Raw genomic sequence first — 25,137 nt, 5'->3', positions numbered from 1 at the left:
CATGCGCATCCCAACCCGCGTCATCGGTGGCGCCCTCATCGTCACCTTGCTGACCCAACTGACCGCCTGCGGCACCATTCTCTACCCGGAACGGCGCGGCCAGATCGGCGGCAAGATCGACCCAGTGGTTGCCGCAATGGATGCCATCGGCATCCTGTTCTACGTGATCCCGGGGCTGATCGCCTTCGGTATCGACTTCGCCACGGGCGCCATTTATTACTCAGGCGGGCGATCCGCTCAGGTCGACCCGGTCAAACTGCGCGAGGCCGTGAGCCCCGATGGCAAGGTCGACAACCTGAAGTTGCAGGCCATTCTGGAAAGCGAACTGGGCCAGCGCCTGCCGCTGAACGACCCTCGGCTGATCCAGCATCGCGGCAGCATCGAGCAGTTGGCCAGCCTGGGCCTGGTACCTGCAGCCTGAAGTACAAGGACACTACCCACGGATGATGACCACCCCGGCTGAACACCAGCGCCTGCTACGCCTGGCCACTCGCGCCTCGCTGGCGGTGGCCAGCATCCTGGTCCTGAGCAAGGCGTTGGCCTGGTGGCTGAGCGGCTCGGTCAGCCTGCTGGCCGGGCTGACCGACTCGGCACTGGATGCCGTTGCCTCGTTCCTCAACCTGCTCGCCGTGCACTACGCCCTGCGCCCGGCCGACAACGACCACCGTTTCGGCCATGGCAAGGCCGAGGCCCTGGCCGGTATGGCGCAGGCGCTGTTCATCGGGGTCAGCGCGGTGCTGATCGGGGTGCAGGCGGTTGAACGCCTGCACACCCCGCAACCCTTGGGCGATACCGCCGTCGGTATCGGGGTAATGCTGCTGTCGCTGGTGCTGACCCTTGCCCTGCTGGCACTGCAACACAAGGTCATCCGCCTGACCGGCTCCACGGCGGTACGGGCCGACTCCCTGCACTACCGCTCGGACCTGCTGCTCAACGGCAGCATCCTGCTGGCCCTGCTGCTGGCACGCTTTGGCTGGCCGCAGCTGGATGCGCTGTTCGGCCTGGGCATCGCTGTCTATATCCTCTGGAGCGCGCTGCAGATTGCCCGGGAGAGTACGGCCATCCTGATGGACCAGGAACTGCCCGGCGATGTTGGCGAGGACATGGCTGCGCTGGTGCTGGCCATTCCCGGGGTCAAAGGCGTGCACGACCTGCGTACGCGGGTGTCGGGCAACCAGTGGTTCGTGCAGTTGCATCTGGAGATGCCGGGGCAATTGCCGCTGCATGAAGCGCACGCCTTGTGCGTGGAGGCCTCGAGGGTGATCCGCCAGCGTTATCCACAGGCGGATGTGATGGTGCATGCGGATCCGGTGTGAACCTGCAAGGGCCCTATCGCCGGCAAGCCAGCTCCCACAGGAACCGCACCGTCCTGAAGGCATGCGCAATACCAGTGGGAGCTGGCTTGCCAGCGAAGGGCTGGGACAGGCAGTTCCCACAGGCACTACACATGGCTTCAGGCCGGTGCGGTTTCTGTGGGAGCTGGCTTGCCGGCGATAGGGCCGGGACAGGCAGTTCCCACAGGCACTACACATGGCTTCAGGCCGGTGCGGTTACTGTGGGAGCTGGCTTGCCGGCGATAGGGCCGGGACAGGCAGCTCCCACAGGCACTACACATGCCTTCAGGCCGGTGCAGTTCCTGTGGGGGCTGGCTTGCCGGCGATAGGGCCGGGACAGGCAGTTCCCACAGGCACTACTCATGGCTTCAGGCCGGTGCGGTCCCTGTGGGAGCTGGCTTGCCGGCGATAGGGCCGGGACAGGCAGCACATCTGGCTCAGTTGATGCTGTAGCCTCGGCCGCTGAAACAAGCGCCCAGCGCCCGCCGGTAGTTGTCCGCCACATCGGCCGAAGGTGCATAAGTCGCTGTCGCCGGGTCGAACCCTGACTGGCTCACCGCCCAACGGTGGCATTGGTAACGGTCTTGGTCCTGCTGCTCCTGCCCTTGTCCATACATCGGGTAGGCCACCACGTCATACCCACCGCCTACAGGTGCCGGCGCGGCAACCGGCGGGTTGACCACCACGTACTCGCGGCTGTCGGCCAGGTACTGGTAATAGGTATCGGCCACCAGGAAGAACAGCGCCCCGCCCAGCCAGACTTCCCGCGCATAGGGCGGCAGGTAGTCGACCCGCACGCCACGGGGCGGGGTCACCACGACATAACGGCCACCATGGGGGCGATACCAGTAACCACCGGAGTAGAAATAGTCATCTCCACGGTAGGGTACTTTCCAGTAGCGGTCCGGGAAATGATCGATGGTGTGCCCCGGGCGATACTGCGGCCCCGGCCCCCAGCCATTGCCATGACCATCCGGGCGCCCCTGCCAGTCACCGCCAGGCCGTTGCCCCGGGCCACCGGCTTCCCAGTGGCGGTTATCGCCATGGCGGCGGGGAATGTCCTGGTAATAGCCCTGGCGTGGCGGCTGGGTCTGCTGCACTTCGTCACGCGAATTGAGCGAGCGGCCCGGCGCCCCCTCGCCCGGCCCTTCGGCCATGGCCCCGAGGCTGATGCTCAACCCCAACACACCAACACCTGCCAACTGCCAGATGCGCGACTTCATGCTGTTCCTCTCGGTAGAAAATACGGCAACCACAGCCAGTCTACCGCGCCTGTCACGCACGCCAACTAAATTTCCGGACATGAAAAAAGGGAGGCCGCTGGGCCTCCCTTCAGGAATTGTCGTCCGTGCTCGGCACTTGTGGCGCCGGCTCACCTCACACCGTCTTCTGGAAGGTGTGTAGCCCGGGGGCCTGCAGATCCTGTTGGATGGCTGGCCGCGACCGCCCGCCTAGGGCGCGTCGCCGTGGACTGATGTCCGGGCAGTGATTCTGTGGATAAAGATACCGGACAGGTTGCGGCAGATGATTGCGAAGATTGCTCGGATAAATAGCACTTGCGCAATTTTTCACCCTGGATTGATAATTCACCGCAATCCGAACAGAAAAGGCATAAACCATGAGCAAACTTGACCGCTACGACCTGAGCATCCTCGCCGAATTGCAGCGCGATGCGCGCATTTCCAACCAGGAACTGGCCGAACGCATCGGCCTGTCGCCTTCGCCATGCTCGCGTCGGGTCAAGCAACTGGAGGACGATGGCTACATCTCGCGCCAGGTGGCCCTGCTCGACCGCAAGAAGCTGGGCCTGAGCCTGACTGCCTATGTGCTGATCGGCATGGACCGCCACACCCCGGAGCGTTTCGAAACCTTCGAGGCGGCCATCCGCAACCTGCCACAGGTGCTTGAATGCAGCCTGGTCACCGGCATGGATGCCGACTACCAGCTGAAGGTGGTGGTGCCCGACATGGACCACTACCAGAAACTGCTGCTAGGCAGCCTCACCCGCATTGAAGGTGTCACCAGCGTGCGTTCGAGCTTCGTGCTGAACCAGGTGCTGGCCAGCACCGAGCTGCCCTTGACCCACCTGCGTTAATTGCCTGCGCCAGCAGGCGTATAATCGGACGCTCAACCCGCCTGGAGAACACCGATGGATCCCGCCGTATTCGAAGAGTGGATGATGATCATCCTGGTCACCGTGCTGATCGGTTTCATGGGTTTCATCGTCTGGGACCTGGCGAAAAAGTCCAAGGCCGGGCGGTTCGGGACGCTGATCCTGTTCTTCGTGCTGGGGCTGGGGGTGTTGGCCTTTATCATCAAGAGCGTGGTGGTGGGGTTTCTCGAAGGGGTGTAGAAAATTCAGGGCCATTCGCGGGCGTGCCCGCGAATGGCCCTTGAACTGGACTAAAGCTTGGCGGCCACTTCGCGCCAGCAGCCCTGCTCCAACCCATCCAGCGCCCAGTCGCCAATCCGCACCCGCACCAGGCGCAAGGTCGGCAACCCCACCGCCGCCGTCATCCGCCGCACCTGGCGGTTACGCCCTTCGCGAATAACCAGCTCCAGCCAGCTGGTCGGCACGCTCTTGCGAAAACGCACCGGCGGGTTGCGCGGCCACAGCTCGGGCTCGTCCAGGCGCCGCGCCTCGGCCGGCAAGGTCGGCCCATCGTTCAGTTCCACACCATCGCGCAAGCGCTGCAACTGCTCCTCGCTCGGCTCCCCCTCCACCTGAACCCAGTAAGTCTTGGCCAGTTTGTGCTTCGGGTCGGCAATGCGCGCCTGCAGGCCGCCATCGTTGGTCAGCAGCAACAGGCCTTCACTATCGCGGTCCAGCCGCCCGGCCGGGTACACGCCGGGGATGTCGATGTAGTCCTTGAGCGTCGCGCGCCCGTCGCCGTCGCTGAACTGGGTCAGCACGTCGAACGGTTTGTTGAACAGGATCAGGCGCGGCTCGGCCGGTGGCGCCTTGGGCTGGCGACGCGGGCCGGTGGCAGGCCGCGCCTGGGGGCGGCGCGGCTTGGAACGGGGTGGCAGTGACATGGATCCTCAGCGGAACGGCGGCTCATCGAAACTGCGCAGTTTACGCGAGTGCAGCGAGTTGAGCTCGGTGCGCAGCAAGTCGAGGGCGGCAATGCCGATCTTCAGATGCTGGCTGACCGCCCGGTTATAGAAGGCGTTGGCCGAACCCGGCAGCTTGATCTCGCTGTGCAGCGGTTTGTCGGACACACACAGCAAGGTGCCGTACGGCACGCGCAAGCGGTAACCCTGGGCGGCAATGGTACCGCTTTCCATGTCCACCGCCACGGCACGCGACAGGTTGATCAGCGGCCGCTCCTGGGCCCAGCGCAGCTCCCAGTTGCGGTCGTCGTAGGTCAGCACGGTGCCGGTGCGCAGGCGCTTTTTCAGCTGTTCGCCACGCTCGCCGGTGACCTGCGCGGCGGCTTCCTGCAAGGCCAGCTGCACTTCGGCCAGGGCCGGAATCGGGATGTTCGGCGGCACCACCCGGTCGAGAATGCCGTCACGGCGCATGTAGGCGTGTGCCAGCACATAATCGCCGATGGTCTGCGACTGCCGCAGGCCGCCGCAGTGGCCGATCATCAGCCAGCAGTGCGGGCGCAGCACGGCCAGGTGGTCGGTGATGTTCTTGGCATTGGACGGGCCGACGCCGATGTTGACCAGCGTGACGCCGTCGCCATCGGCGGCGATCAGGTGATACGCCGGCATCTGGTAGCGGTGCCAGACCACGCTGGCCACCAGGGCCTGGGTTTCACCGTGGTCCATGCCCTTTTCGATCACCACGTTGCCCGGCAGCACCATGCGCACGAAGCGCGGGTCGTCACGCAACTGGTCGAGGCCGTGGCTGATGAACTGGTCGACATAGCGGTGATAGTTGGTCAGCAGGATCCATGGCTGCACATGGCGCCAGTCGCTGCCGGTGTAGTGCACCAGACGGCGCAGCGAGAAGTCGACCCGCGCGGCATCGAACAGCGCCAGCGGCAGGGTTTCGGCACTGCCCCAGTCATACAGGCCGTCGGCGATGTTGTCGGTGGCAGCCGACAGGTCGGTGCTGGGGAACACCCGCGCCAGCTGCGCGGCGGTGATGCCGCTGCCGGCCAGTTCGTCGCCCTGATCGACCACGTAGGGGTAAGGGATGTTCTGTTCGCTGACGCCGACCTCTACCGTGACGGTGTAGTCGTGCATCAGCGGGCGCAGTTGCTCCAGCAGGTAGCCACGGAAAGCAGCCGGCTGGGTGATGGTGACGCTGTAGGTACCGGCCACCTGAACCTTGGCGTAAGCCCGCGTGGTGGCGGCGACTTCACCGTGGCTGTAGTAGGTCAGGCGCAGCGCCGGGTAGCGGAACAGGTCGCGCTCTTCGACGCCTGGCTCGGTACGGTCCTTCAGGTAACGCTTGAGGGCCTGGCTAAGGGCCCCGGTGGCCTGGTCATGCAGGGCCGCCAGACGGTCGACGGCCTGTTCGGGGGTATCAACGACTACAAAAGCTTGGCTCACACTGTGCTTCCTGTCTGGACATGCATGTGAACCATCTTGCCTGCCTTCTTGGCTAAATACACCCCCATTGATCGGTGTTGCATCCATTCGCGGGCACGCCCGCTCCCACAGGATCTTCACTGCCCTCAAGCACGACGCAGTACCTGTGGGAGCGGGCGTGCCCGCGAAGAAGCCAGCTCAGTTCGCCCAGGCTGGCGTCGCCCTGGCCACCAATGCCGCCACATCCACACCCCGCGGCAACGCCCCGTACACGCGCCCGCCCCCCGTCAAGCGGCTGTCGATAAACGCATCACTGACCACCGCATTGCCCGCCTCCAGCAGCAGCTTGGCCTGCAGCGCCAGGGCAATATCCTCGGTCAGCTGCCGCGCGCGGTACTGCATGTCGCCAGTGTCGGCAAACGCCCCCTTGAGGTTGCCGATGTGCGCCGCCAGGCGCGGGTCCCCGTGCCCATCGCCCAGCTCGGCGAACAGCGCATCGAGCACGCCCGGCTCCTTGGACAAGGCCCGCAGCACATCCAGGCACTGCACATTGCCCGAGCCTTCCCAGGTCGAGTTGACCGGCGCTTCGCGGTACAGCCGTGGCAGGATGCTGTCTTCCACATAACCTGCCCCGCCCAGGCACTCGGCGGCCTCGTTGATCATGGCCGGCGCGCGTTTGCAGATCCAGTACTTGCCCACCGCCGTGACCAGCCGGGCGAAATGCGCCTGCTGCGGGTCTTCCAGCTGCTCCAGCGCCTGCCCCATGCGCAGGCTCAGGGCCAGCGCGGCCTCGCTTTCCAACGCTAGGTCGGCCAGCACGTTCTGCATCAACGGCTGCTCGCTCAGCAGCCGCCCGCCGACCTTGCGGTGCGCGCAATGGTGGGTCGCCTGGGTCAGCGCCTGGCGCATCAGGGCGCTGGAGCCGACCATGCAGTCGAAGCGGGTCATGGCCACCATTTCGATGATGGTCGGCACGCCCCGCCCTTCTTCCCCGACCATCCACGCCAGGGCACCGCGGAATTCCACCTCGCTGGAGGCGTTGGAACTGTTGCCCAGCTTGTTCTTCAGGCGCTGGATATAGAACTGGTTACGGCTGTCATCCGGGCGGTGACGCGGCAGCAGGAAGCAGCTCAGGCCTTTTTCGGTCTGGGCCAGGGTCAGGAAGGCATCGCACATCGGCGCCGAGCAGAACCACTTGTGCCCGACCAGTTCGTAGGGCTGCCCCGGGCCCGCGGCGCCGACCGGATAAGCCCGGGTGGTGTTGGCCCGTACATCGGTGCCGCCCTGCTTCTCGGTCATGGCCATGCCCAGTGTGACACCGGCCTTGTGACGGTCGCCGACGTTACGCGGGTCGTACTCGCAGGCGAGGATTTTCGGCAGCCAGTATTCGGCCAGTTCGGGTTGCAGCCGCAGCGCTGGCACAGCGGCGAAGGTCATGGTCAGCGGGCAGCCGGTACCGGCCTCGGCCTGGCTGTGCAGGTAGGTCATCGAAGCCCGCGCCACATGGGCGCCTGGGCGGGGTTCGGCCCATGGCAGCGACGGCAGGCCGTGCTCGACGGCGGTGCGCATCAGTTCGTGGTAGGCGGGGTGGAACTCGACCAGGTCGATGCGATGGCCGTAGCGGTCGTGGCTGCTGAACTCCGGCTTGTGCGCATTGGCCAGGAAGCCCGCCTGCATCAGCGGGCCGCCGGCCAGGGCACCGTAGGCATCGATCCGCGATTCGGCCCAACCCGCACCGAAACGCCGCGACCATTCCTGTAGCGGCAGGTCGAGGCGGTAAAGGTTGGCACCGTCGAGGGGCGGTGGCTGGTTGGTGACTTCGTGGGTTTCAGCGTACTGGTGCAGGTTCATCGTGGGCTCCTGGATCCGGGTAGGCTTGAGAGACCCAGTGAAGCACTCCCTGTGAGTCAGTCAAAGTGACATTAATGACTAAACATGTGGTGGGGGGCATGTCTTGGGGATGCAACGGGGCTGACAGGTTTTCGACACGACAGTTGCATTGCCGGCCAGGCCAGGGGCCGTGTACACGGTAAAGACTGGCTGCTAAAGGGCGACAAGACCACCCCCTGCCCGCGCTGTGGCCAAGAAAGCACCCTCATCGAAGGCGAGTCCCGCTGGCAGCAGGACGTCATCGGCTGCGCCGATGTTCGCGGGTAAACACTCCCACAGGAGATGTGCATAGCCTGAGGCATACGCAATCCCTGTGGGAGCGGGTTCACCCGCGAAAGGGCCGGTGCAGCCAAACAAAACTCAGCGCATCAAACCCAGCTCGGCATCATCCAGCAGCGCCTTGGCCATTGCTGCGAAGTAGTGTGAAGCCCACATCATTTGCTGGTCGCCATCTATCAAACCGGTAAGCGACAAGTCCCGCGCATAGCCCATCAGCTCCGAGGCCTGCTCACGGGCGCTGCGACAGGGGATGCCCTCGGCAATGCGGAACAGTGGATGGGTTTGGCCTTCGCCTTGGTAGAAGTAAGTAACGCCAGGGGTGGTTTTGGTTTCGTCGGTCATGGATTGGTCATCATATTGGTTATGTGCCACCCGTCCGTTTCCACACATTGGGGTGACAGCTGCACACGGGGTGGAAAACCAGGCATATGATGAAACCCGGTAGGCTCGAAAGCCTCCCGCGTACAGCTGTCGTGTCAACAAACATCATATGTCTTGCCAGGTTTCCACACCCGATCGCTGAACCGTCAGCGACAGGAAAAGCCTAGAGGGCGGGATTTGCAGGAACAATCAGACGCGTGTCGACAGGGGTTGTAGGGTATTTCGCAGTTGGCGCAGTTTCCAGTGCCAGTGCGTAGGAAGAGTCTGGAGTTGTTGTAGCCTGTGGGTTTCTTGGGGCCGCTTTGCGGCCCTTCGCGGGCACGCCCGCTCCCACAAGGGGATCGCGCATTATTTGGGCTGAGCACCAAACCTGTAGGAGCGGGCGTGCCCGCGAAGGGCTGCAAAGCAGCCCCAACAAAGCCTGCGAAAATCTCTAAAGCGACCGTCGCGTCTGCAGAACATTCGATGCCATCTGCATCTGCGCAATAGCCATGTTCAAACTCAACTCGAACCGGCTCCCCAACCCCCGCGTCGACTCATGCGACAACCGTGCCCCCAGCAATTCCCCCATCTGCCGGCAGATCGACAAACCAATCCCCAGCCCGCCATAACGCCGGGTCATCGAGCCATCGACCTGGAAAAAGCGCTGGTACAGGGTCGCCTGATCGAGGTCATCGAAGCCGATACCGCTGTCGCTGACCATGAAGGTCAGCGCCAGGTCGTCAGGCCCCACGCGGCGCCCGCGCACCTGGATCATCACCCCGCCCTGGTGGGTGAACTTCAAACCGTTGTCCACCAGGCACCCCAGGCAGCGGGCCAGCTTCTGAGCATCGCCCAGCAACCCGTCCGGCACATCGGCCGGGATGTCCAGGCTCAGGTACAAGCCTTTGCCCAAAGCCTGCCCGGCATAACCGGCACGCACGCCCTGCAGCAGGTCACGCAGGCTGAACGGCGCCGGCTGCGCGCGCAGGCGGCCGGCCTGCAGCTCGGACAGGGTAAGAATGGCATCGACCATATCCATCATGCCCTGGGCCGAGCCCACCGCCGTGCGGTGGTACTGGGCCATCTCGGCCTCCATCGGCAGGGTATGCATCAGCTCCAGCGAGCCGATCACACCATTCATCGGTGTGCGCAGCTCATGGGTCACGCTGGCCAGGAACTCATCTTTCAGCCGGTTGCTCCTGGCCAGTTGCAGGTTCAGTTGTTCCAGCGTGCGCCCGGTGTCTCGCAAGGTCTGCGCCTGCTGCTCGCGCAGGCTGTTGATGCGGTCGGCCAGCGCCAGCGACAGCAAGGCCACCTCCAGCGCCGACCCCAGCTGGCTGGCATACATGGTGATGAACACGTTCGGCAGGTAGCCCAGCACCATCAGGGTGTTGACCAGGCCTCCGAGCAGGAACGCCGTCCAGGCGATGATGAACCAGCGTGCCACGCGCAAGCCTCGCCACCAGGCGTACAGCCCGGCAGCGAAGATGCTCACGGTAAACAGCAACGCCAGCATCGTGGCCATGCGCAGGGCGACGCCGTAGGGCATGCTCACCGCCAGCACCATGACCAGCGCGCCACCCAGCATCAGCAGCTGCAGCAGCCTGTCGAAACCACGGCTGATGCTGCCCAGTTGCAGGAAATGCCGGGCGAACTGGCAGCCGAACAGGCCAGCGGCACCGATGAACAACGGCGTCGAAGCATTCGCCCACCACGGGCTGTCCGGCCAGAAGTAGGCCACACCAGCACCATTCACCGACACCTGGTAAAAGCCGAACGAGGCGATATAGAGGATGTAATAGAGGTAGCTGACGTCGCGCACGCTGAGGTAGATGAACAGGTTGTACACCAGCATCACCAGCAGCACGCCGTAAATCATCCCCAGCACATACAGGCGCGTGGGCTGCTCCTCCATGTAGGCCTGGGCGGACCACAGCGCCAGCGGCGCCTGCACCGAGCCCTGGCTGTGCAGGCGCAGGTAGGCGGTGGTCACCTGGCCAGGCGGCAGCTGCAGTTCGAACAGGTAGTTGTTCTGCAGGATCTGGCGGCTGTGGTAGGGCAAGGCGTCGCCGGTGCGCCGGGCCAGGCGGTAACTGCCACTGCTGTCGGGCAGGTACAGCTCGAGGTGGTCCAGCGGCGGATAGGCCAGTTCCAGCAGCCATTGCCGTGGGGCGGCGCCGGGTGCGGCGACAGGGCGCAGTTCGACCTTGAGCCAGAACACCGAGGTGGAATAACCGGCGTTCAGCACGTCTTCGTGGTGGGGGCGAAAATGCTTGGCGAACCCAGGGGCACTGACCTGGGCGATGCTGGCGCTGCCATCGAGGTCTTCATAAACCTGCATGGCCTTGCCCAGCGGAAGATGCCGCGTAGCGTCGTCGAAATCGACTGCCCCGGCCAGCACGGGCAGCAAGCCCAGAAGCACAATCAGCAAATAGCGCATACAGCCCCAGCATGGCCTGTCCGGTCGAGTCGCGGTTGCCTCCCATCCGTTTGAGACGACACGATCCGGCAGAACCCGTTTGTAGAGTTATCCGAGCACTCTAGCATAGCTTCGCAACCTGGCAATCGACCATATCCAATCACAAAGAAAAGGCTCTAAATCAATGCTTTCAGAAATTAAACCGGCAAAAAACTGACCTTATGATCAACAAAACTCGTTTGTAGGACGATCCGCCCAAACAGGATTGGTGGTAAGCTCGCCGACCATGAATACCTACAGCTCCCGCCCCGTTGTCCTCTGTCTCTCCGGCCACGACCCCAGTGGCGGCGCCGGCCTGCAGGCAGATATCGAAGCCCTGATCGCCCAAGGCTGTCACGCCGCACCCGCAGTGACCGCCCTGACCGTGCAGGATACCGTCAACGTTTCCGACTTCCGCGTGCTCGACCGCGAGTGGGTGCTGGCCCAGGCCAACGCCGTGCTGGCCGACTCCACGGTGGCCGCCGTCAAGCTCGGCATGCTCGGTTCGATCGAAATGGTCGACACCGTCGCCGAACTGCTGGCCGCCCACCCGCACCTGCCGCTGGTCTGCGACCCGGTGCTGCGTGCCGGTGGTGGTGGCCGCCTGGGCAAGGACGAAGTGGGCTACGCCCTGCGCGAACGCCTGCTGCCGCTGGCGACCATCGCCACGCCGAACCTGCCCGAAGCCCGCATCCTTGCCGAACTGCCCGAAGGCACCGCCGACGAGTGTGCCGAGAAACTGTTGCCGTTCTGTAGACACCTGCTGATTACCGGCGGTCACGGCGACGAAGACGAAATTCACAACCGCCTGTACAGCCGCGACGGCCAGCGCCACACCTGGACCTGCCAGCGCCTGCCGGGCAGCTACCACGGCTCGGGCTGCACCCTGGCCAGCGCCCTGGCCGGCCGTCTGGCCCTCGGCGAGCAGCTGGAAAGCGCCGTCCGCAGCGCCCTGGACTACACCTGGCGCACCCTGCGTGACGCCGAACAGCTGGGCAAGGGCCAGTTCGTGCCGCGCCGCCTGCCGCTGGATTTCTGCTCCTGACACGAGGCCTCCAATGAAGCTACGCGGTCTGTACGCCATCACCGACAGCCAGCTGCTCGCTGGCCGTTTCCTGTCCCATGTCGAGGCGGCACTGGAAGGCGGCGTGTGCCTGCTGCAGTACCGCGACAAAAGTGACGACGCGGCGCGCCGCCTGCGTGAAGCCGAAGGGCTGCTGAAGCTCTGCGAGCGCTACGGCACCCAGCTGCTCATCAACGACGACGCCGAACTGGCCGCGCGCCTGGGCGTCGGCGTGCACCTGGGCCAGACCGACGGCCCGCTGACCCCAGCCCGCGCATTGCTCGGCCGCCAGGCGATCATCGGTTCCACCTGCCACGCCAGCCTCGAACTGGCCGCCCAGGCTGCCAGCGAAGGCGCCAGCTACGTGGCCTTTGGCCGCTTCTTCAATTCCGTCACCAAGCCGGGTGCACCCGCTGCCAACATCGAACTGCTGGAGCAGGCCCGCGCCCAGGTGAAACTGCCGATCGCGGTGATCGGCGGCATTACCCTCGACAACGCCGCCCCGCTGGTCGCCCATGGCGCCGACCTGCTGGCGGTGATCCACGGCCTGTTCGGTGCCGACAGCGCGCAGGAAGTCACCCGCCGCGCCCGCGCCTTCAACGCCTTGTTCGCATCCTGATTCGAGAGAACCCCCATGTCCCGTTCCGAAGCCCTGTTCGCCCAAGCCCAGAAGCACATCCCCGGTGGCGTCAACTCGCCGGTCCGCGCTTTCAAGAGCGTTGGCGGCACGCCGCTGTTCTTCAAGCATGCCGAAGGAGCCTACGTCGTTGACGAGGATGACAAGCGCTACGTCGACTACGTCGGCTCCTGGGGCCCGATGATCCTCGGCCACGGCCACCCGGAGGTACTGGACTCGGTACGCAGGCAGCTGGAGCACGGCCTGTCCTATGGTGCCCCGACCGCCATGGAAACCGAGATGGCCGACCTGGTCTGCTCGCTGGTGCCGTCCATGGAGATGGTGCGCATGGTCAGCTCGGGCACCGAAGCCACCATGAGCGCCATCCGCCTGGCCCGTGGCTACACCGGCCGTGACGCCATCATCAAGTTCGAAGGCTGCTACCACGGCCACTCCGACAGCCTGCTGGTAAAAGCCGGCTCCGGCCTGCTGACCCAGGGCGTGCCGAGCTCGGCGGGCGTGCCGGCGGACTTCGCCAAGCACACCCTGACCCTGCCGTTCAACGACATCGCCGCCGTCGAGAAAACCCTGGCCGAAGTCGGCCAGACCGTAGCCTGCATCATCGTCGAGCCGGTAGCCGGCAACATGAACTGCGTACCGCCGGCGCCAGGCTTCCTCGAAGGCCTGCGCGAGCAGTGCGACAAGCACGGCGTGGTGTTGATCTTCGACGAAGTGATGACCGGTTTCCGCGTTTCGCTCGGCGGCGCCCAGGGCCACTACGGCATCAAGCCGGACCTGTCGACCTTCGGCAAGATCGTCGGTGGCGGCATGCCGGTCGGCTGCTTCGGCGGCAAGCGTGAAATCATGGGCTGCATCGCCCCGCTCGGCCCGGTCTACCAGGCCGGTACCCTGTCGGGTAACCCGCTGGCCATGGCCGCCGGCCTGACCACCCTGAAGCTGATCAGCCGCCCGGGCTTCCACGCCGAGCTGACCGACTACACCAGCCGCATGCTCGACGGCCTGCAACAGCGCGCCGATGCCGCTGGCGTGCCGTTCGTCACCACCCAGGCCGGTGCCATGTTCGGCCTGTACTTCAGCGGTGCCGACGACATCGTCACCTTCGAAGACGTGATGGCCAGCGATGCCGAGCGCTTCAAGCGCTTCTTCCACCTGATGCTCGATGGTGGCGTGTACCTGGCGCCGAGCGCGTTCGAGGCCGGCTTCACCTCCATCGCCCATGGCGACAAGGAGCTGCAGATCACCCTGGATGCGGCTGAAAAGGCTTTTGCAGCCCTGAAGTAATTGTCAGCCTGTACCGGCCCTTTCGCGGGCACGCCCGCTCCCACAGGTTCTGCACCAACCTTGAAAATGGTGCGATCCCTGTGGGAGCGGGCGTGCCCGCGAAGAGGCCGGGACAGGCAACAAAAGACCCTGCACAATCAGCTGACTCCCCCAACCAAGCAGAAATTCGAGTAAAACTTTGTAAGGTTGGCGCTGCTTATCCCATAATGTGCCACCAGAGACATTGGCCGCAGCTTTGCAGAGGTAAGTCGATCCCCATGAACCGCACCGGCCGCGCCCTGACCCTGGGCTGCCTGTTGCTTCTTCAGCCCCTGCTGGCCCTGGCGGAGGGCGGTAACTCGTTGCTCATTCCGGCGACGGGCCGCTGCACCTTGAATGTCCAGCCTGAAGACCTGGCAAACGCCCTCAAGGCTTGTGAGCAGACGGCAACAGCGGGGGATGCCCAGGCGCAATTCGAACTGGGCGAGTACTACTACACGCAAACGCCGAAAAACCTGGGCAAAGCCCTGAACTGGTTCGAAAAGGCCTCGCTGCAAGGCCATGCAGAGGCCCAGTACCGCCTGGGCGCCATGTTCTTCCGTGGCGAAGGGGTCAAGGCCAACAATGTGCAGGCCTACATCCTGCTGAAGATGGCAGCGGTCAACGGCGCCGAGGATGCGCTGGACATGGCCGACGAAGTGACCGAGCAAATGCCCCGCGACGAACTGGAGCACGCCACCCAGGTGCTCGGCCAGATCTTCCGCAAGTACCTGCTGGAACTGCAGAACGCCGAAGGGCGCACGCCGTTCTCGCCACTCCCCTGAGGGTTACTTTTCCGGCATCGGCATGGGGAACGGCATCACGTTGCCGCCGCCCTTGGCTTCGCTGATCTTCGCCGTGCCCAGGCGCTCCACCTCGTCGATGCGCACGATCGAGTGCATCGGCACGAAGCTGCGGATCACCCCATCGAACTGGCTCTTGAGCTTCTCCTCGCTCGGGTCCACCACCAGCTGCGAACGCTCGCCGAACACGAACTCCTCGATTTCCAGGAACCCCCACAGGTCGCTCTGGTAGATCTGCTTGGCATACATCTCGAAGACCTGCCCCTGGTTGAGGAAGATCACTTTATAGATGGCAGGTTCGCGTTTGCTCATGTTCGTCGGGATAACACATGCGTAAGAAAAGGCGGGCATCATAGCAGACAGGTTTGCTGATCTGTGTTGCCTGTCCCGGCCTCATCGCCGGCAAGCCAGCTCCCACAGGTACTGCGCAAGCTTCAGGCCTGTGCAGTATCTGTGGGAGCCCGGCTTGCCGGCGATAGGGCCGGAACAGGCCATACATACCGTTGAACGTTTCAGTGCTTTCGCCACTGCCATTCAAGGGTTATTCTTGAGTTCACATCCATTGCCGTCGAGCGGCTAAAAACGACCTTGAACGCACCCATACAACCCCATCGTTTCATCCTCGAACCTTTCGAGGCCCACCGTTTCGCCAACCTGTGCGGCCAGTTCGACGAGCACCTGCGCCTGATCGAACAGCGCCTGGCCATCGAGATCCGCAACCGCGGCAATCAGTTCGAGCTGATCGGCGAACCCAAGACCACCTCCGCTGCCGAACAGCTGCTGCGCCGTCTCTACCGCGAGACCAAGGCCAGCGACCTGTCGCCGGAAACCGTGCACCTGTACCTGCAGGAATCGACCGTCGAGAACATCGACAACCCGGCCGTCAACGAGGTCAGCGTGTCGCTGCGCACGCGCAAGGGCAACATCCGCCCGCGCGGGGTCAACCAGCAACGCTACGTCAAGGAAATCCTGGCCAACGACATCAACTTCGGCATCGGCCCGGCCGGTACCGGCAAGACCTACCTGGCCGTGGCCTGCGCCGTGGACGCGCTGGAACGCGAACAGGTGCGCCGTATCCTGCTGGTGCGCCCGGCGGTCGAGGCGGGCGAAAAGCTCGGCTTCCTGCCCGGCGACCTTGCCCAGAAGATCGACCCGTACCTGCGCCCGCTGTACGACGCCCTGTACGAAATGCTCGGCTTCGAACATGTGGCCAAGCTGATCGAGCGCCAGGTGATCGAGATCGCCCCGCTGGCCTACATGCGTGGCCGCACCCTGAACAACAGTTTCATCATCCTCGACGAGAGCCAGAACACCACGCTGGAACAGATGAAGATGTTCCTCACCCGTATCGGCTTCGGCTCTACCGCGGTCATCACCGGTGACATCACCCAGGTCGACCTGCCCCGTGGCACCAAGTCGGGCCTGGCGCACGTCATCGAGGTGCTGAGGGACGTTCCGGGGATCAGTTTCACCCACTTCCAACCCAAAGATGTGGTTCGTCACCCACTGGTGCAGCGCATTGTCGAGGCCTACGACCGCTTCGATGCCCGCCAGGCCAAGCCCGAGGCGCCCGGCAAAGATGCTTGAACTCGATATTCAACGGGCCACGGATGCTGCCGCCCCGGATGACACCGCCTTTCGCCGCTGGTGCGAACTGGCACTGCGCCAGCGCAGCGCCGATTCGGAAATGACCATTCGCCTGGTCGACGAAGCCGAAGGCCGCGAGCTGAACCACACCTACCGGCACAAGGACTACGCGACCAATGTGCTGTCGTTCCCGGCCGACGTCCCCGACGACCTGCTCGATATCCCACTGCTGGGCGACCTGGTGATCTGCGTGCCGGTGGTCGAGCGCGAAGCCGCCGAACAGGGCAAGTCGCTGGAAGCGCACTGGGCACACCTGGTCATCCACGGTTGCCTGCACCTGCTCGGTTACGACCACATCGAAGATGAGGAAGCCGAGGAAATGGAAGGCCTGGAACGGGAATTGCTGGCAGAACTGGGTCATCCCGACCCGTACGCCGACGATGAAACCGACACCATCACACACTGATACACGAAGGATCACGAGAACCGCCATGAGCGAAGATCGATCGAGCAACGGGCAGAAGTCCTGGCTGGGTAAACTGACCCAGGCTTTTGCCCATGAGCCGAAAAACCGCCAGCAGCTCCTTGAACTGCTGCGCGAAGCCCATCAGAACAAACTGCTGGACAGCGAAGCGCTGACCATCGTCGAAGGCGCCATCCAGGTGGCCGACCTGCAGGTTCGCGACATCATGGTGCCGCGTTCGCAGATGATCAGTATCAAGGCCAGCCAGTCGCCCCGCGAGTTCCTGCCGGCAGTGATCGACGCCGCACACTCGCGCTACCCGGTGATCGGCGAAAGCCACGACGATGTGCTCGGGATCCTGCTCGCCAAGGACCTGCTGCCGCTGATCCTCAAGGAGAACGGTGACAGCTTCAACATCAAGGACCTGCTGCGCCCGGCCACTTTCGTGCCCGAGTCCAAGCGCCTGAACGTGCTGCTGCGCGAGTTCCGCGCCAACCATAACCACATGGCCATCGTCATCGACGAGTACGGCGGCGTGGCCGGCCTGGTCACCATCGAGGACGTGCTGGAGCAGATCGTCGGCGACATCGAGGACGAGCACGATGTCGAGGAAGACAGCTACATCAAGCCGCTGCCCAGCGGTGACTTCCTGGTCAAGGCGCTTACCCCGATCGAGAACTTCAACGAGTTCTTCGACAGCGAATTCTCCGATGACGAGTTCGACACGGTCGGCGGCCTGGTGATGAGCGCCTTCGGTCACCTGCCCAAGCGCAACGAAACCACCGAGATCGGCCCTTACAAGTTCCGTATTCTCAATGCCGACAGCCGGCGGATACACTTGCTGCGCCTGACACCGATCACCCGTTAAGGACAAACATGCGTTGGATCACCCGCCCCGGCTGGCCCGGTAACCTGCTGGCCCTGGCGGCCGGTGCCTCCACCCTCCTGGCCCTGGCGCCGTTCGACATCTGGCCCCTGGCCGTGTTGTCCATCGCCCTGCTCTACCTTGGCCTGCGCGAGCTCAGCCCGCGCCAGGCCATGTGGCGTGGCTGGTGGTTCGGCTTCGGCCTGTACGGTGCCGGCACCTGGTGGATCTACGTAAGCATGAACACCTACGGCGGCGCCTCGCCGCTGCTGGCGATCCTGCTGCTGCTGGCGTTCTTCGCCGCCCTGGCCTGGTTCTTCGCCCTGCCCACCTGGCTTTGGGCACGCTGGTTGCGGCGCACCGAGGCACCACTGGCCGACGCCTTGTGCTTCGCCGCCCTTTGGCTGCTGCAAGAGGCCTTCCGCGGCTGGTTCCTGACCGGTTTCCCCTGGCTCTACGCCGGCTACAGCCAGCTGGACGGCCCGCTGGCCGGCCTGGCACCGCTGGGCGGCGTGTGGCTGATTTCCTTCACCCTGGCCCTGACCGCTGCCCTGCTGTGCAACCTGCACCGCCTGCGCGCCCGCCCCTCGTTCCTGGCGGCGGGTTGCCTGCTGTTGCTGGCCCCGTGGGTGCTGGGCCTGGCGCTCAAGGGCCATGCCTGGACCAAGCCGGCGGGCGACCCGCTGAAAGTGGCGGCCATCCAGGGCAATGTCGAGCAGGACCTGAAATGGGACCCGGCACACATCGACGCGCAACTGGCGCTGTACCGTGACCTGAGTTTCAGCTCCAGGCCGGTGGACCTGCTGGTGTGGCCGGAAACCGCGGTCCCGGTGCTCAAGGACCAAGCCCAGGGGTATATCGACGTGATGGGCCGCTTCGCCGCCGAACGGCATTCGGCGCTGATCACCGGCGTGCCGGTGCGTGAAGTGGTGCACCACCAGCGCCGCTACTACAACGGCATCACCGTCACCGGTGAAGGCGATGGCACCTACCTCAAGCAGAAGCTGGTGCCGTTTGGCGAGTATGTGCCGCTGCAGGACATGCTGCGCGGCCTGATCGAGTTCTTCAACCTGCCCATGTCGGACTTCGCCCGCGGGCCGGAAGACCAGCCGCTGCTGCAGGCCAAGGGCTACCAGATTGCGCCTTACATCTGCTACGAAGTGGTCTACCCCGAATTCGCCGCTGGCCTGGCGGCCCGCAGCGACCTGCTGCTGACCATCAGCAACGACACCTGGTTCGGCACCTCGATCGGCCCGTTGCAGCACCTGCAGATGGCGCAGATGCGCGCGCTGGAAGCCGGCCGCTGGATGATCCGCGCCACCAACAACGGCGTGACCGCATTGATCGACCCGTTTGGCCGCATTACCACGCAGGTACCGCAGTTCCAGCAGGCGGTGCTGTACGGCGAGGTGGTGCCGATGCAGAAACTGACGCCGTACCTGCAATGGCGGTCGTGGCCGCTGGCGATAGTCTGCGCATTGCTGCTGGGTTGGGCGTTGCTGGCCGGGCGCATTGCCAAGACCGTTTGAGTTTTCCTGTACCGGCCTCTTCGCGGGTAAACCCGCTCCCACAGGGACCGCACAAGCCCATGGCCTGCGGTGTACCTGTGGGAGCGGGTTCACCCGCGAAGAGGCCGGCACAGGCAACACAAGGGTCAGTAGAACAGCCGATACCCCACCAACCCCGCCACTTCATTGAGCAACTGCCCGCTCTGCCACATCGCCCGGCTCTCCGGCAGCAACCCGCCGAACGGCCGCGCATGATCGCGCCCGAGGAACCCGACCGGCGCCGGCACCACCTCGAACCCCGCCTGCTCGAAGCTCCAGCGCGAGCGCTGCATGTGCCAGGCCTGGGTCACCACGACCACCCGGCGAATCCCCAACGGCTGCAGTACCTTGGCCGTCAGCCGGGCATTCTCCCAGGTCGTGCGGCTGCCCTCCTCCCGCCATTTCACCTCGACGCCGAAATCTTCACGCAGGCGATCAGCCATCAACCGCGCCTCGCTCGGCGGCGTGCCATAGTGCAACCCGCCACTGGTCAGCACCGGCAAGCCCGAAGCCTTGGCCAGCCGCGCGGCGAAGCGCATGCGCTCCAGCGCCGTGGCCGTGGGCTGGTCGCTACCACCCCAGGCCGGGTCACCCCGCTCACGCCCCGCGCCCAGCACCACGATGGCATCCGCCCGGCTTGCCAGGCCGGCCCAATCACTGACCGCCAGCGGCGCTTCCGTCTCCAGCACACGAGCGGTTTCCTGCACCACCAGCGGCAGGCTCATCAGCCACAGGCCACCAAGGCCCACGGCAAAACACAGCGCTGCCAGCCTGGGCCGGCGACGGCGCAGCCACCACGCCACAAGCAGCAGCAGGAACAGGACGCCTGGCGGCATCAGCCATTGTTTTACGAAGAATCGGATCGGCATTGGCCACACCTCCTTGGCAGGCGTGCAGCCTAGAAGGATCGACGCCGGTCAACAAGGGTGAGGCCGGCGCCGATCGTGAGCTGTGCAAATTTTGAAGAACCGGCGCGCGATAGCCTGCGCCTGGCGTCCTGAACGGCTAGCGATGTGGCAGCGTCCTGGATCTCGCCGTGCTGGCGGGGCGTTTCTTGTCCTTGAGCCAGATGATCTTGGCCGATGTCGGCTCCGCTTGTGGGTAACTGCCGACACAGGCATTGTGGCGCTCCGGGAGGGAATCCAGGTAGGCCTTGATCAGTTCGAACTCTGCGTGGCTCAGGCCACGCAACTCCAGCTCGGCTGGCATTTCGTCGCGCAATCGCACCGAGGTCCTGGCCACTTCCAGCGCCAGGCCAAGCCGGTCGATCAGGCGTTCGTATAGCTCCGGTCTGATTGCGGGTAGCTGCGTCTCTCCCATCCGTTCACCTCATTGAAGATAAGAATATCTCCCCCCACACCTGAGCTTAGCGTCGTTGCAAAAAGCAGCCGTGTGCCGCGACCAGCGGGCATTCGCAACGAAGGTTTCCCACGATGCGCGGCGCTGCTGTATGCTACGGCGTTCACTCTAAACGACACCGGAGTGCCGGACGCAGCGAGGTTCCGCTGCCTGGAACAAGGTCTCTTCCCTCTCAGCAAAAAGTAGCCATGCACGAACAATACACGCCCCGTGATATCGAAGCCGCCGCCCAGAAGTTCTGGGACGAGCAACAATCGTTCGCTGTTACCGAACAGCCAGGCAAGGACACCTACTACTGCCTGTCGATGTTCCCGTACCCGAGCGGCAAGCTACACATGGGCCACGTGCGCAACTACACCATCGGTGACGTGATTGCCCGCTACCAGCGCATGCTGGGCAAGAACGTCCTGCAGCCGATGGGCTGGGACGCATTCGGCATGCCCGCGGAAAACGCGGCGATGAAGAACAACGTCGCCCCGGCCAAGTGGACGTACGAAAACATCGACTACATGAAGACCCAGCTCAAGAGCCTGGGCCTGGCCATCGACTGGGCACGTGAAGTCACCACCTGCAAGCCCGACTACTACCGCTGGGAGCAGTGGCTGTTCACCCGCCTGTTCGAGAAAGGCATCATCTACCGCAAGAACGGTACCGTGAACTGGGACCCGGCGGACCAGACCGTACTGGCCAACGAGCAGGTCATCGACGGCCGTGGCTGGCGTTCGGGCGCGCTGATCGAGAAGCGCGAAATCCCGATGTACTACTTCCGCATCACCGACTACGCCGACGAGCTGCTGGAAAGCCTCGACGAGCTGCCGGGCTGGCCTGAGCAGGTCAAGACCATGCAGCGCAACTGGATCGGCAAGTCGCGCGGCATGGAAGTGCAGTTCCCGTTCGACCTGGCCAGCATCGGCCACGAAGGCACCCTCAAGGTCTTCACCACCCGTCCCGACACGCTGATGGGCGCCACCTACGTCGCCGTCGCCGCCGAACACCCGCTGGCCACCCAGGCCGCCCAGGGCAACCCGGCGCTGCAGGCGTTCATCGACGAGTGCAAGAGCGGCAGCGTTGCCGAAGCCGACATGGCCACCCAGGAGAAGAAGGGCATGGCCACTTCCCTGCTGGTCGAGCACCCGCTGACCGGCGAGAAGTTGCCGGTATGGGTCGCCAACTACGTGCTGATGCACTACGGCGATGGCGCCGTCATGGCCGTGCCGGCACACGACGAGCGCGACTTCGAGTTCGCCCACAAGTACAACCTGCCGGTCAAGGCCGTGGTGCGCACCAGCGCTGGCGACGAAGTCGGCAACGAGTGGCTGGCCGCCTATGGCGAGCACGGCCAGCTGATCAACTCCGGCGAGTTCGACGGCCTGGACTTCGCCGGTGCCTTCGACGCCATCGAAGCCGCCCTGATCCGCAAGGAGCTGGGCAAATCGCGTACCCAGTTCCGCCTGCGCGACTGGGGTATCAGCCGCCAGCGCTACTGGGGCTGCCCGATCCCGATCATCCACTGCCCGTCCTGCGGCGACGTACCGGTGCCGGAAGACCAACTGCCGGTCACCCTGCCGGAGAACGTGGTGCCGGACGGTGCCGGTTCGCCGCTGGCGCGCATGCCTGAATTCTACGAGTGCAGCTGCCCGAAATGCGGCACCGCGGCCAAGCGCGAAACCGACACCATGGACACCTTCGTCGAGTCGTCCTGGTACTTCGCCCGCTACGCCTCGCCGAACTACGAAGGTGGCATGGTCGACCCGAAAGCGGCCAACCACTGGCTGCCGGTCGACCAGTACATCGGCGGTATCGAGCACGCCATCCTGCACCTGCTGTACGCGCGCTTCTTCCACAAGCTGATGCGTGACGAAGGCCTGGTCACCTCGAACGAGCCGTTCAAGAACCTGCTGACCCAGGGCATGGTGGTCGCCGAAACCTACTACCGTGTGGCCAGCAACGGCGGCAAGGACTGGTTCAACCCGGCCGATGTCGAAGTCGAGCGCGATGCCAAGGCCAAGATCATTGGCGCCCGCCTGAAGACCGACGGCCTGCCGGTGGAAATCGGTGGCACCGAGAAGATGTCGAAGTCGAAGAACAACGGCGTCGACCCGCAATCGATGATCGACCAGTACGGCGCCGACACCTGCCGCCTGTTCATGATGTTCGCCTCGCCGCCCGACATGAGCCTGGAATGGTCCGACTCCGGCGTCGAAGGCGCCAGCCGCTTCCTGCGCCGCGTCTGGCGCCTGGCCCAGACCCACGTGGCCCAAGGCCTGCCGGGCAAGCTGGATGTCGCCGCCCTGGACGACGCGCAGAAGGTCATCCGCCGCGCCATCCACGCCGCCATCAAGCAGGCCAGCACCGACGTGGGTCAGTTCCACAAGTTCAACACCGCCATCGCCCAGGTGATGACCGTGATGAACGTGCTGGAAAAGGCCCCGCAAGTCACTGAACAGGACCGTGCCCTGCTGCAGGAAGGCCTGGAGGCCGTCACCCTGCTGCTGGCACCGATCACCCCGCACATCTCCCACGAGCTGTGGCAACAGCTGGGCCACCAGCAGGCCGTCATCGACGCCAGCTGGCCAGCCGTCGACGAGGCAGCCCTGGTACAGGACACCGTTACCCTGGTGGTGCAGGTCAACGGCAAGCTGCGTGGCCAGGTCGAAATGCCGGCCGCCGCCAGCCGCGAAGAAATCGAAGCCGCCGCGCGCAGCAACGAGAACGTCCTGCGCTTCATCGATGGCCTGACCATCCGCAAGGTCATCGTGGTACCGGGCAAGCTGGTCAACATCGTCGCCAACTGATGGCAACGCCCGCCCGCAGCCACTGCGGGCGGGCGAACAGGCCCACAAGGGAGCAACAACATGATCAAACGCAATTTGCTGGTAATTGGCCTGGCGGTCATGCTCAGCGCCTGCGGTTTCCAGCTGCGTGGCACCGGCTCTACCGAACTGAGCGTGAAGGAAATGGACGTAAGTGCGCGCAACGCCTACGGCCCCACCGTGGTCCAGCTGCGTGAAGTACTGCAGCGTAGCGGTGTCAACGTGCACGCTGGCGCACCGTACCGCCTGGTGCTGACCAACGAGCAGGAGCGCGAGCGCTCGGCGACCTACAACAGCGGCAACCGTACCGCCGAATACGAGCTGACCACCGTGCTGAACTACAGCATCCAGGGCCTGAACAACCTGGAGCTGATGAGCGACAAGCTGGAAGTGCGCAAGATCTACTTGCGTGACGGCTCGAACATCACCGGCTCCGAGCAGGAAGCCAACCGCGCCCGCGAAGAAATGCGTCGCGACCTGGTCAACGCCATGGTCGTTCGCCTGCAGATGCTGACCCCGTCCCAGCTGGACGAGCTGCAGCGTCAAGCCGACGAACGTGCCAAGGCCGAAGCCGCTGCGCTGGAGGCCGCTCGCCGCCAGCAGGCCGAAACGCCTCAGCAGTCGCCACTGGAAGTGCCGGGCAACTAAGCCCGAGCGGGGTACCTTCGGGTGCCCCGCCTGTTTCCCATGAAGCTCGCTCCCGCCCAACTCAACAAGCACCTGCAAGGCGCCCTGGCACCGGTCTACGTGGTCAGCGGCGACGACCCGCTGCTGTGCCAGGAAGCCGCCGACGCCATCCGCAACGCCGCGCGCCAGCAGGGCTTCGACGAACGCCAGGTATTCAGTGCCGACGCCAACTTCGACTGGGGCACCTTGCTCCAGGCTGGCGCCAGCCTGTCCCTGTTCGCCCAGCGCCGCCTGCTGGAATTGCGCCTGCCCTCGGGCAAGCCCGGTGACAAGGGCGCTGCTGCGCTGATGGAATACTGCGCCAACCCCGCCGAAGACACCCTGCTGCTGGTCAGCCTGCCCAAGCTCGACGGCAGCGCACAGAAGACCAAGTGGGGCAAGGCGCTGATCGAAGGTGCCCACTGCCAGTTCATCCAGATCTGGCCGGTGGATGTGCACCAGCTGCCGCAGTGGATCAACCAGCGCCTGCAGCAGGCCGGCCTGTCGGCACAGCGTGACGCCGTCGACCTGATTGCCGCGCGCGTGGAAGGCAACCTGCTGGCTGCAGCGCAGGAAATCGAAAAGCTCAAGCTGCTTGCCGAAGGTAACCAGATCACCGTGGAGACCGTGCAAGCCGCCGTCGCCGACAGCGCCCGCTTCGATGTCTTCGGCCTGGTCGATGCCATTCTCAACGGCGAAGCTGCGCATGCCTTGCGCATGCTCGAAGGCTTGCGCGGTGAAGGCGTGGAGCCACCAGTGATTCTCTGGGCCCTGGCCCGCGAGCTGCGCCAGCTGGCCGGGCTGGCCCAGCAGTTCAGCCAGGGTGTACCGCTGGACAAGGCCTTCAGCCAGGCCCGCCCGCCGATCTGGGACAAACGCCGGCCACTGGTCAGCAAGGCCCTGCAGCGCCTGTCGGCGCAGCGCTGGGCGCAGTTGCTGCAAGATGCCCAGCGTATCGATGCACAGATCAAGGGCCAGGCCGAGGGCTCGCCGTGGACCGGCCTGGCGCGCTTGTCGCTGCTGATGGCCGGCCAGCGCCTGACACTGCCTCCCGAGTAACTGGGGCCGCTGTGGGAGCGGGCATGCCCGCGAACCAGGCGACACGGTGGATGGCACCGGCTTCGCCGGTGTTCGCGGGCACGCCCGCTCCCACAGGGCTGCAATGTCCCCAACATCTCGAACCATATACACAATCAATTGGCCCCACCCTGCCCCAAGCCCTACAG

General features: G+C 64.5%; 24 protein-coding genes. 15 read left to right on the top strand and 9 right to left on the bottom strand.

Annotated elements, in window-relative coordinates; translation table 11 throughout:
- Position 1: 1 nt before the first annotated feature.
- Positions 2 to 421 (top strand): hypothetical protein, encoded by a 420-nt coding sequence (locus CAG44_RS19615; RefSeq protein WP_013974328.1) that lies wholly within the window; start codon positions 2 to 4, stop codon positions 419 to 421.
- Between the two features lie 22 nt (positions 422 to 443).
- Entirely contained in the window at positions 444 to 1,316 is an 873-nt protein-coding gene (locus CAG44_RS19610; protein WP_085591640.1) for a cation diffusion facilitator family transporter, read from the top strand.
- Between the two features lie 455 nt (positions 1,317 to 1,771).
- Here the strand turns inward: CAG44_RS19610 and CAG44_RS19605 are convergent, their stop codons facing one another.
- On the bottom strand, positions 1,772 to 2,557 hold the full coding sequence (locus CAG44_RS19605) for a DUF6515 family protein (protein WP_085692822.1): 786 nt from the start codon (positions 2,555 to 2,557) through the stop codon (positions 1,772 to 1,774).
- 395 nt (positions 2,558 to 2,952) lie between these two features.
- Here CAG44_RS19605 and CAG44_RS19600 point away from each other — a divergent pair, with 395 nt between their 5' ends.
- Together CAG44_RS19600 and CAG44_RS19595 are read left to right on the top strand one after the other, a co-directional pair.
- The gene (locus CAG44_RS19600) at positions 2,953 to 3,429 is read left to right on the top strand and encodes an Lrp/AsnC family transcriptional regulator (RefSeq protein WP_003249795.1); all 477 of its coding nucleotides are present in this window, start codon (positions 2,953 to 2,955) and stop codon (positions 3,427 to 3,429) included.
- 54 nt (positions 3,430 to 3,483) lie between these two features.
- On the top strand, positions 3,484 to 3,687 hold the full coding sequence (locus tag CAG44_RS19595; protein ID WP_013974331.1) for a DUF2788 domain-containing protein: 204 nt from the start codon (positions 3,484 to 3,486) through the stop codon (positions 3,685 to 3,687).
- A 50-nt stretch (positions 3,688 to 3,737) separates the two neighbouring features.
- Here CAG44_RS19595 and CAG44_RS19590 read toward each other — a convergent pair whose 3' ends face one another.
- From CAG44_RS19590 to CAG44_RS19565, 5 genes are all read right to left on the bottom strand, one after another.
- Entirely contained in the window at positions 3,738 to 4,370 is a 633-nt protein-coding gene (locus CAG44_RS19590; protein ID WP_085591636.1) for a pseudouridine synthase, read from the bottom strand.
- Positions 4,371 to 4,376: 6 nt separating this feature from the next.
- On the bottom strand, positions 4,377 to 5,840 hold the full coding sequence (gene amn / locus CAG44_RS19585; protein WP_025340748.1) for an AMP nucleosidase: 1,464 nt from the start codon (positions 5,838 to 5,840) through the stop codon (positions 4,377 to 4,379).
- 177 nt (positions 5,841 to 6,017) lie between these two features.
- Positions 6,018 to 7,670 (bottom strand): acyl-CoA dehydrogenase family protein, encoded by a 1,653-nt coding sequence (locus CAG44_RS19580; protein ID WP_085692821.1) that lies wholly within the window; start codon positions 7,668 to 7,670, stop codon positions 6,018 to 6,020.
- 399 nt (positions 7,671 to 8,069) lie between these two features.
- Entirely contained in the window at positions 8,070 to 8,330 is a 261-nt protein-coding gene (locus CAG44_RS19570; protein WP_085692820.1) for a DUF3077 domain-containing protein, read from the bottom strand.
- 472 nt (positions 8,331 to 8,802) lie between these two features.
- On the bottom strand, positions 8,803 to 10,791 hold the full coding sequence (locus CAG44_RS19565) for a hybrid sensor histidine kinase/response regulator (protein WP_085692819.1): 1,989 nt from the start codon (positions 10,789 to 10,791) through the stop codon (positions 8,803 to 8,805).
- A gap of 265 nt (positions 10,792 to 11,056) precedes the next feature.
- Between CAG44_RS19565 and CAG44_RS19560 the strand changes: the two genes are divergently transcribed.
- From CAG44_RS19560 to CAG44_RS19545, 4 genes are all read left to right on the top strand, one after another.
- On the top strand, positions 11,057 to 11,854 hold the full coding sequence (locus tag CAG44_RS19560; protein WP_046613210.1) for a hydroxymethylpyrimidine/phosphomethylpyrimidine kinase: 798 nt from the start codon (positions 11,057 to 11,059) through the stop codon (positions 11,852 to 11,854).
- Positions 11,855 to 11,867: 13 nt separating this feature from the next.
- A complete protein-coding gene (gene thiE / locus CAG44_RS19555) occupies positions 11,868 to 12,491 on the top strand; it encodes a thiamine phosphate synthase (RefSeq protein ID WP_025340753.1) in 624 nt (207 codons plus the stop codon).
- 15 nt (positions 12,492 to 12,506) lie between these two features.
- On the top strand, positions 12,507 to 13,790 hold the full coding sequence (gene hemL, locus CAG44_RS19550; protein ID WP_013974339.1) for a glutamate-1-semialdehyde 2,1-aminomutase: 1,284 nt from the start codon (positions 12,507 to 12,509) through the stop codon (positions 13,788 to 13,790).
- A 257-nt stretch (positions 13,791 to 14,047) separates the two neighbouring features.
- Positions 14,048 to 14,593: a tetratricopeptide repeat protein gene (locus tag CAG44_RS19545; protein ID WP_003257587.1), complete on the top strand. Its 546-nt coding sequence runs from the start codon at positions 14,048 to 14,050 to the stop codon at positions 14,591 to 14,593.
- Positions 14,594 to 14,596: 3 nt separating this feature from the next.
- Here CAG44_RS19545 and CAG44_RS19540 read toward each other — a convergent pair whose 3' ends face one another.
- On the bottom strand, positions 14,597 to 14,923 hold the full coding sequence (locus CAG44_RS19540) for a DUF1820 family protein (RefSeq protein WP_013974341.1): 327 nt from the start codon (positions 14,921 to 14,923) through the stop codon (positions 14,597 to 14,599).
- 276 nt (positions 14,924 to 15,199) lie between these two features.
- Between CAG44_RS19540 and CAG44_RS19535 the strand changes: the two genes are divergently transcribed.
- The 4 genes from CAG44_RS19535 to lnt are packed head-to-tail and all read left to right on the top strand — an operon-like array spanning position 15,200 to position 19,055.
- Positions 15,200 to 16,198, top strand: a complete 999-nt coding sequence (locus tag CAG44_RS19535; RefSeq protein WP_039613560.1) for a PhoH family protein — start codon at positions 15,200 to 15,202, stop codon at positions 16,196 to 16,198.
- Positions 16,191 to 16,664 (top strand): rRNA maturation RNase YbeY, encoded by a 474-nt coding sequence (gene ybeY / locus CAG44_RS19530; RefSeq protein WP_015271932.1) that lies wholly within the window; start codon positions 16,191 to 16,193, stop codon positions 16,662 to 16,664. Before CAG44_RS19535 ends, ybeY begins: the two co-directional genes overlap by 8 nt.
- Before the next feature lie 25 nt (positions 16,665 to 16,689).
- The gene (locus CAG44_RS19525; RefSeq protein ID WP_003257584.1) at positions 16,690 to 17,529 is read left to right on the top strand and encodes an HlyC/CorC family transporter; all 840 of its coding nucleotides are present in this window, start codon (positions 16,690 to 16,692) and stop codon (positions 17,527 to 17,529) included.
- Positions 17,530 to 17,537: 8 nt separating this feature from the next.
- On the top strand, positions 17,538 to 19,055 hold the full coding sequence (gene lnt, locus CAG44_RS19520; RefSeq protein WP_085591623.1) for an apolipoprotein N-acyltransferase: 1,518 nt from the start codon (positions 17,538 to 17,540) through the stop codon (positions 19,053 to 19,055).
- Between the two features lie 125 nt (positions 19,056 to 19,180).
- Here lnt and CAG44_RS19515 read toward each other — a convergent pair whose 3' ends face one another.
- A complete protein-coding gene (locus tag CAG44_RS19515; protein ID WP_085692818.1) occupies positions 19,181 to 19,942 on the bottom strand; it encodes a YdcF family protein in 762 nt (253 codons plus the stop codon).
- Positions 19,943 to 20,078: 136 nt separating this feature from the next.
- Positions 20,079 to 20,393 carry a hypothetical protein gene (locus CAG44_RS19510; RefSeq protein ID WP_003257582.1) on the bottom strand — a complete coding sequence of 105 codons (315 nt, stop codon included), beginning with the start codon at positions 20,391 to 20,393 and terminating at the stop codon, positions 20,079 to 20,081.
- A 227-nt stretch (positions 20,394 to 20,620) separates the two neighbouring features.
- Here CAG44_RS19510 and leuS point away from each other — a divergent pair, with 227 nt between their 5' ends.
- Genes leuS through holA form a run of 3 tightly spaced genes read left to right on the top strand, consistent with a single transcriptional unit; the run spans position 20,621 to position 24,970 of the window.
- Positions 20,621 to 23,227: a leucine--tRNA ligase gene (leuS, locus tag CAG44_RS19505; protein WP_085692817.1), complete on the top strand. Its 2,607-nt coding sequence runs from the start codon at positions 20,621 to 20,623 to the stop codon at positions 23,225 to 23,227.
- 60 nt (positions 23,228 to 23,287) lie between these two features.
- The gene (gene lptE, locus CAG44_RS19500) at positions 23,288 to 23,893 is read left to right on the top strand and encodes an LPS assembly lipoprotein LptE (protein ID WP_003257580.1); all 606 of its coding nucleotides are present in this window, start codon (positions 23,288 to 23,290) and stop codon (positions 23,891 to 23,893) included.
- A 39-nt stretch (positions 23,894 to 23,932) separates the two neighbouring features.
- Positions 23,933 to 24,970, top strand: coding sequence for a DNA polymerase III subunit delta (gene holA / locus CAG44_RS19495; RefSeq protein WP_025340761.1), 1,038 nt, complete (start codon positions 23,933 to 23,935; stop codon positions 24,968 to 24,970).
- The last annotated feature ends 167 nt before the right edge of the window (positions 24,971 to 25,137 follow it).

Origin of the sequence: Pseudomonas sp. B13(2017) (assembly GCF_002113245.1) — a bacterium.
Lineage (GTDB): Bacteria > Pseudomonadota > Gammaproteobacteria > Pseudomonadales > Pseudomonadaceae > Aquipseudomonas > Aquipseudomonas putida_Z.
The sequence above is the reverse complement of the archived record's forward strand: the minus strand, read 5'-3'. Positions and strand labels throughout refer to the sequence as shown.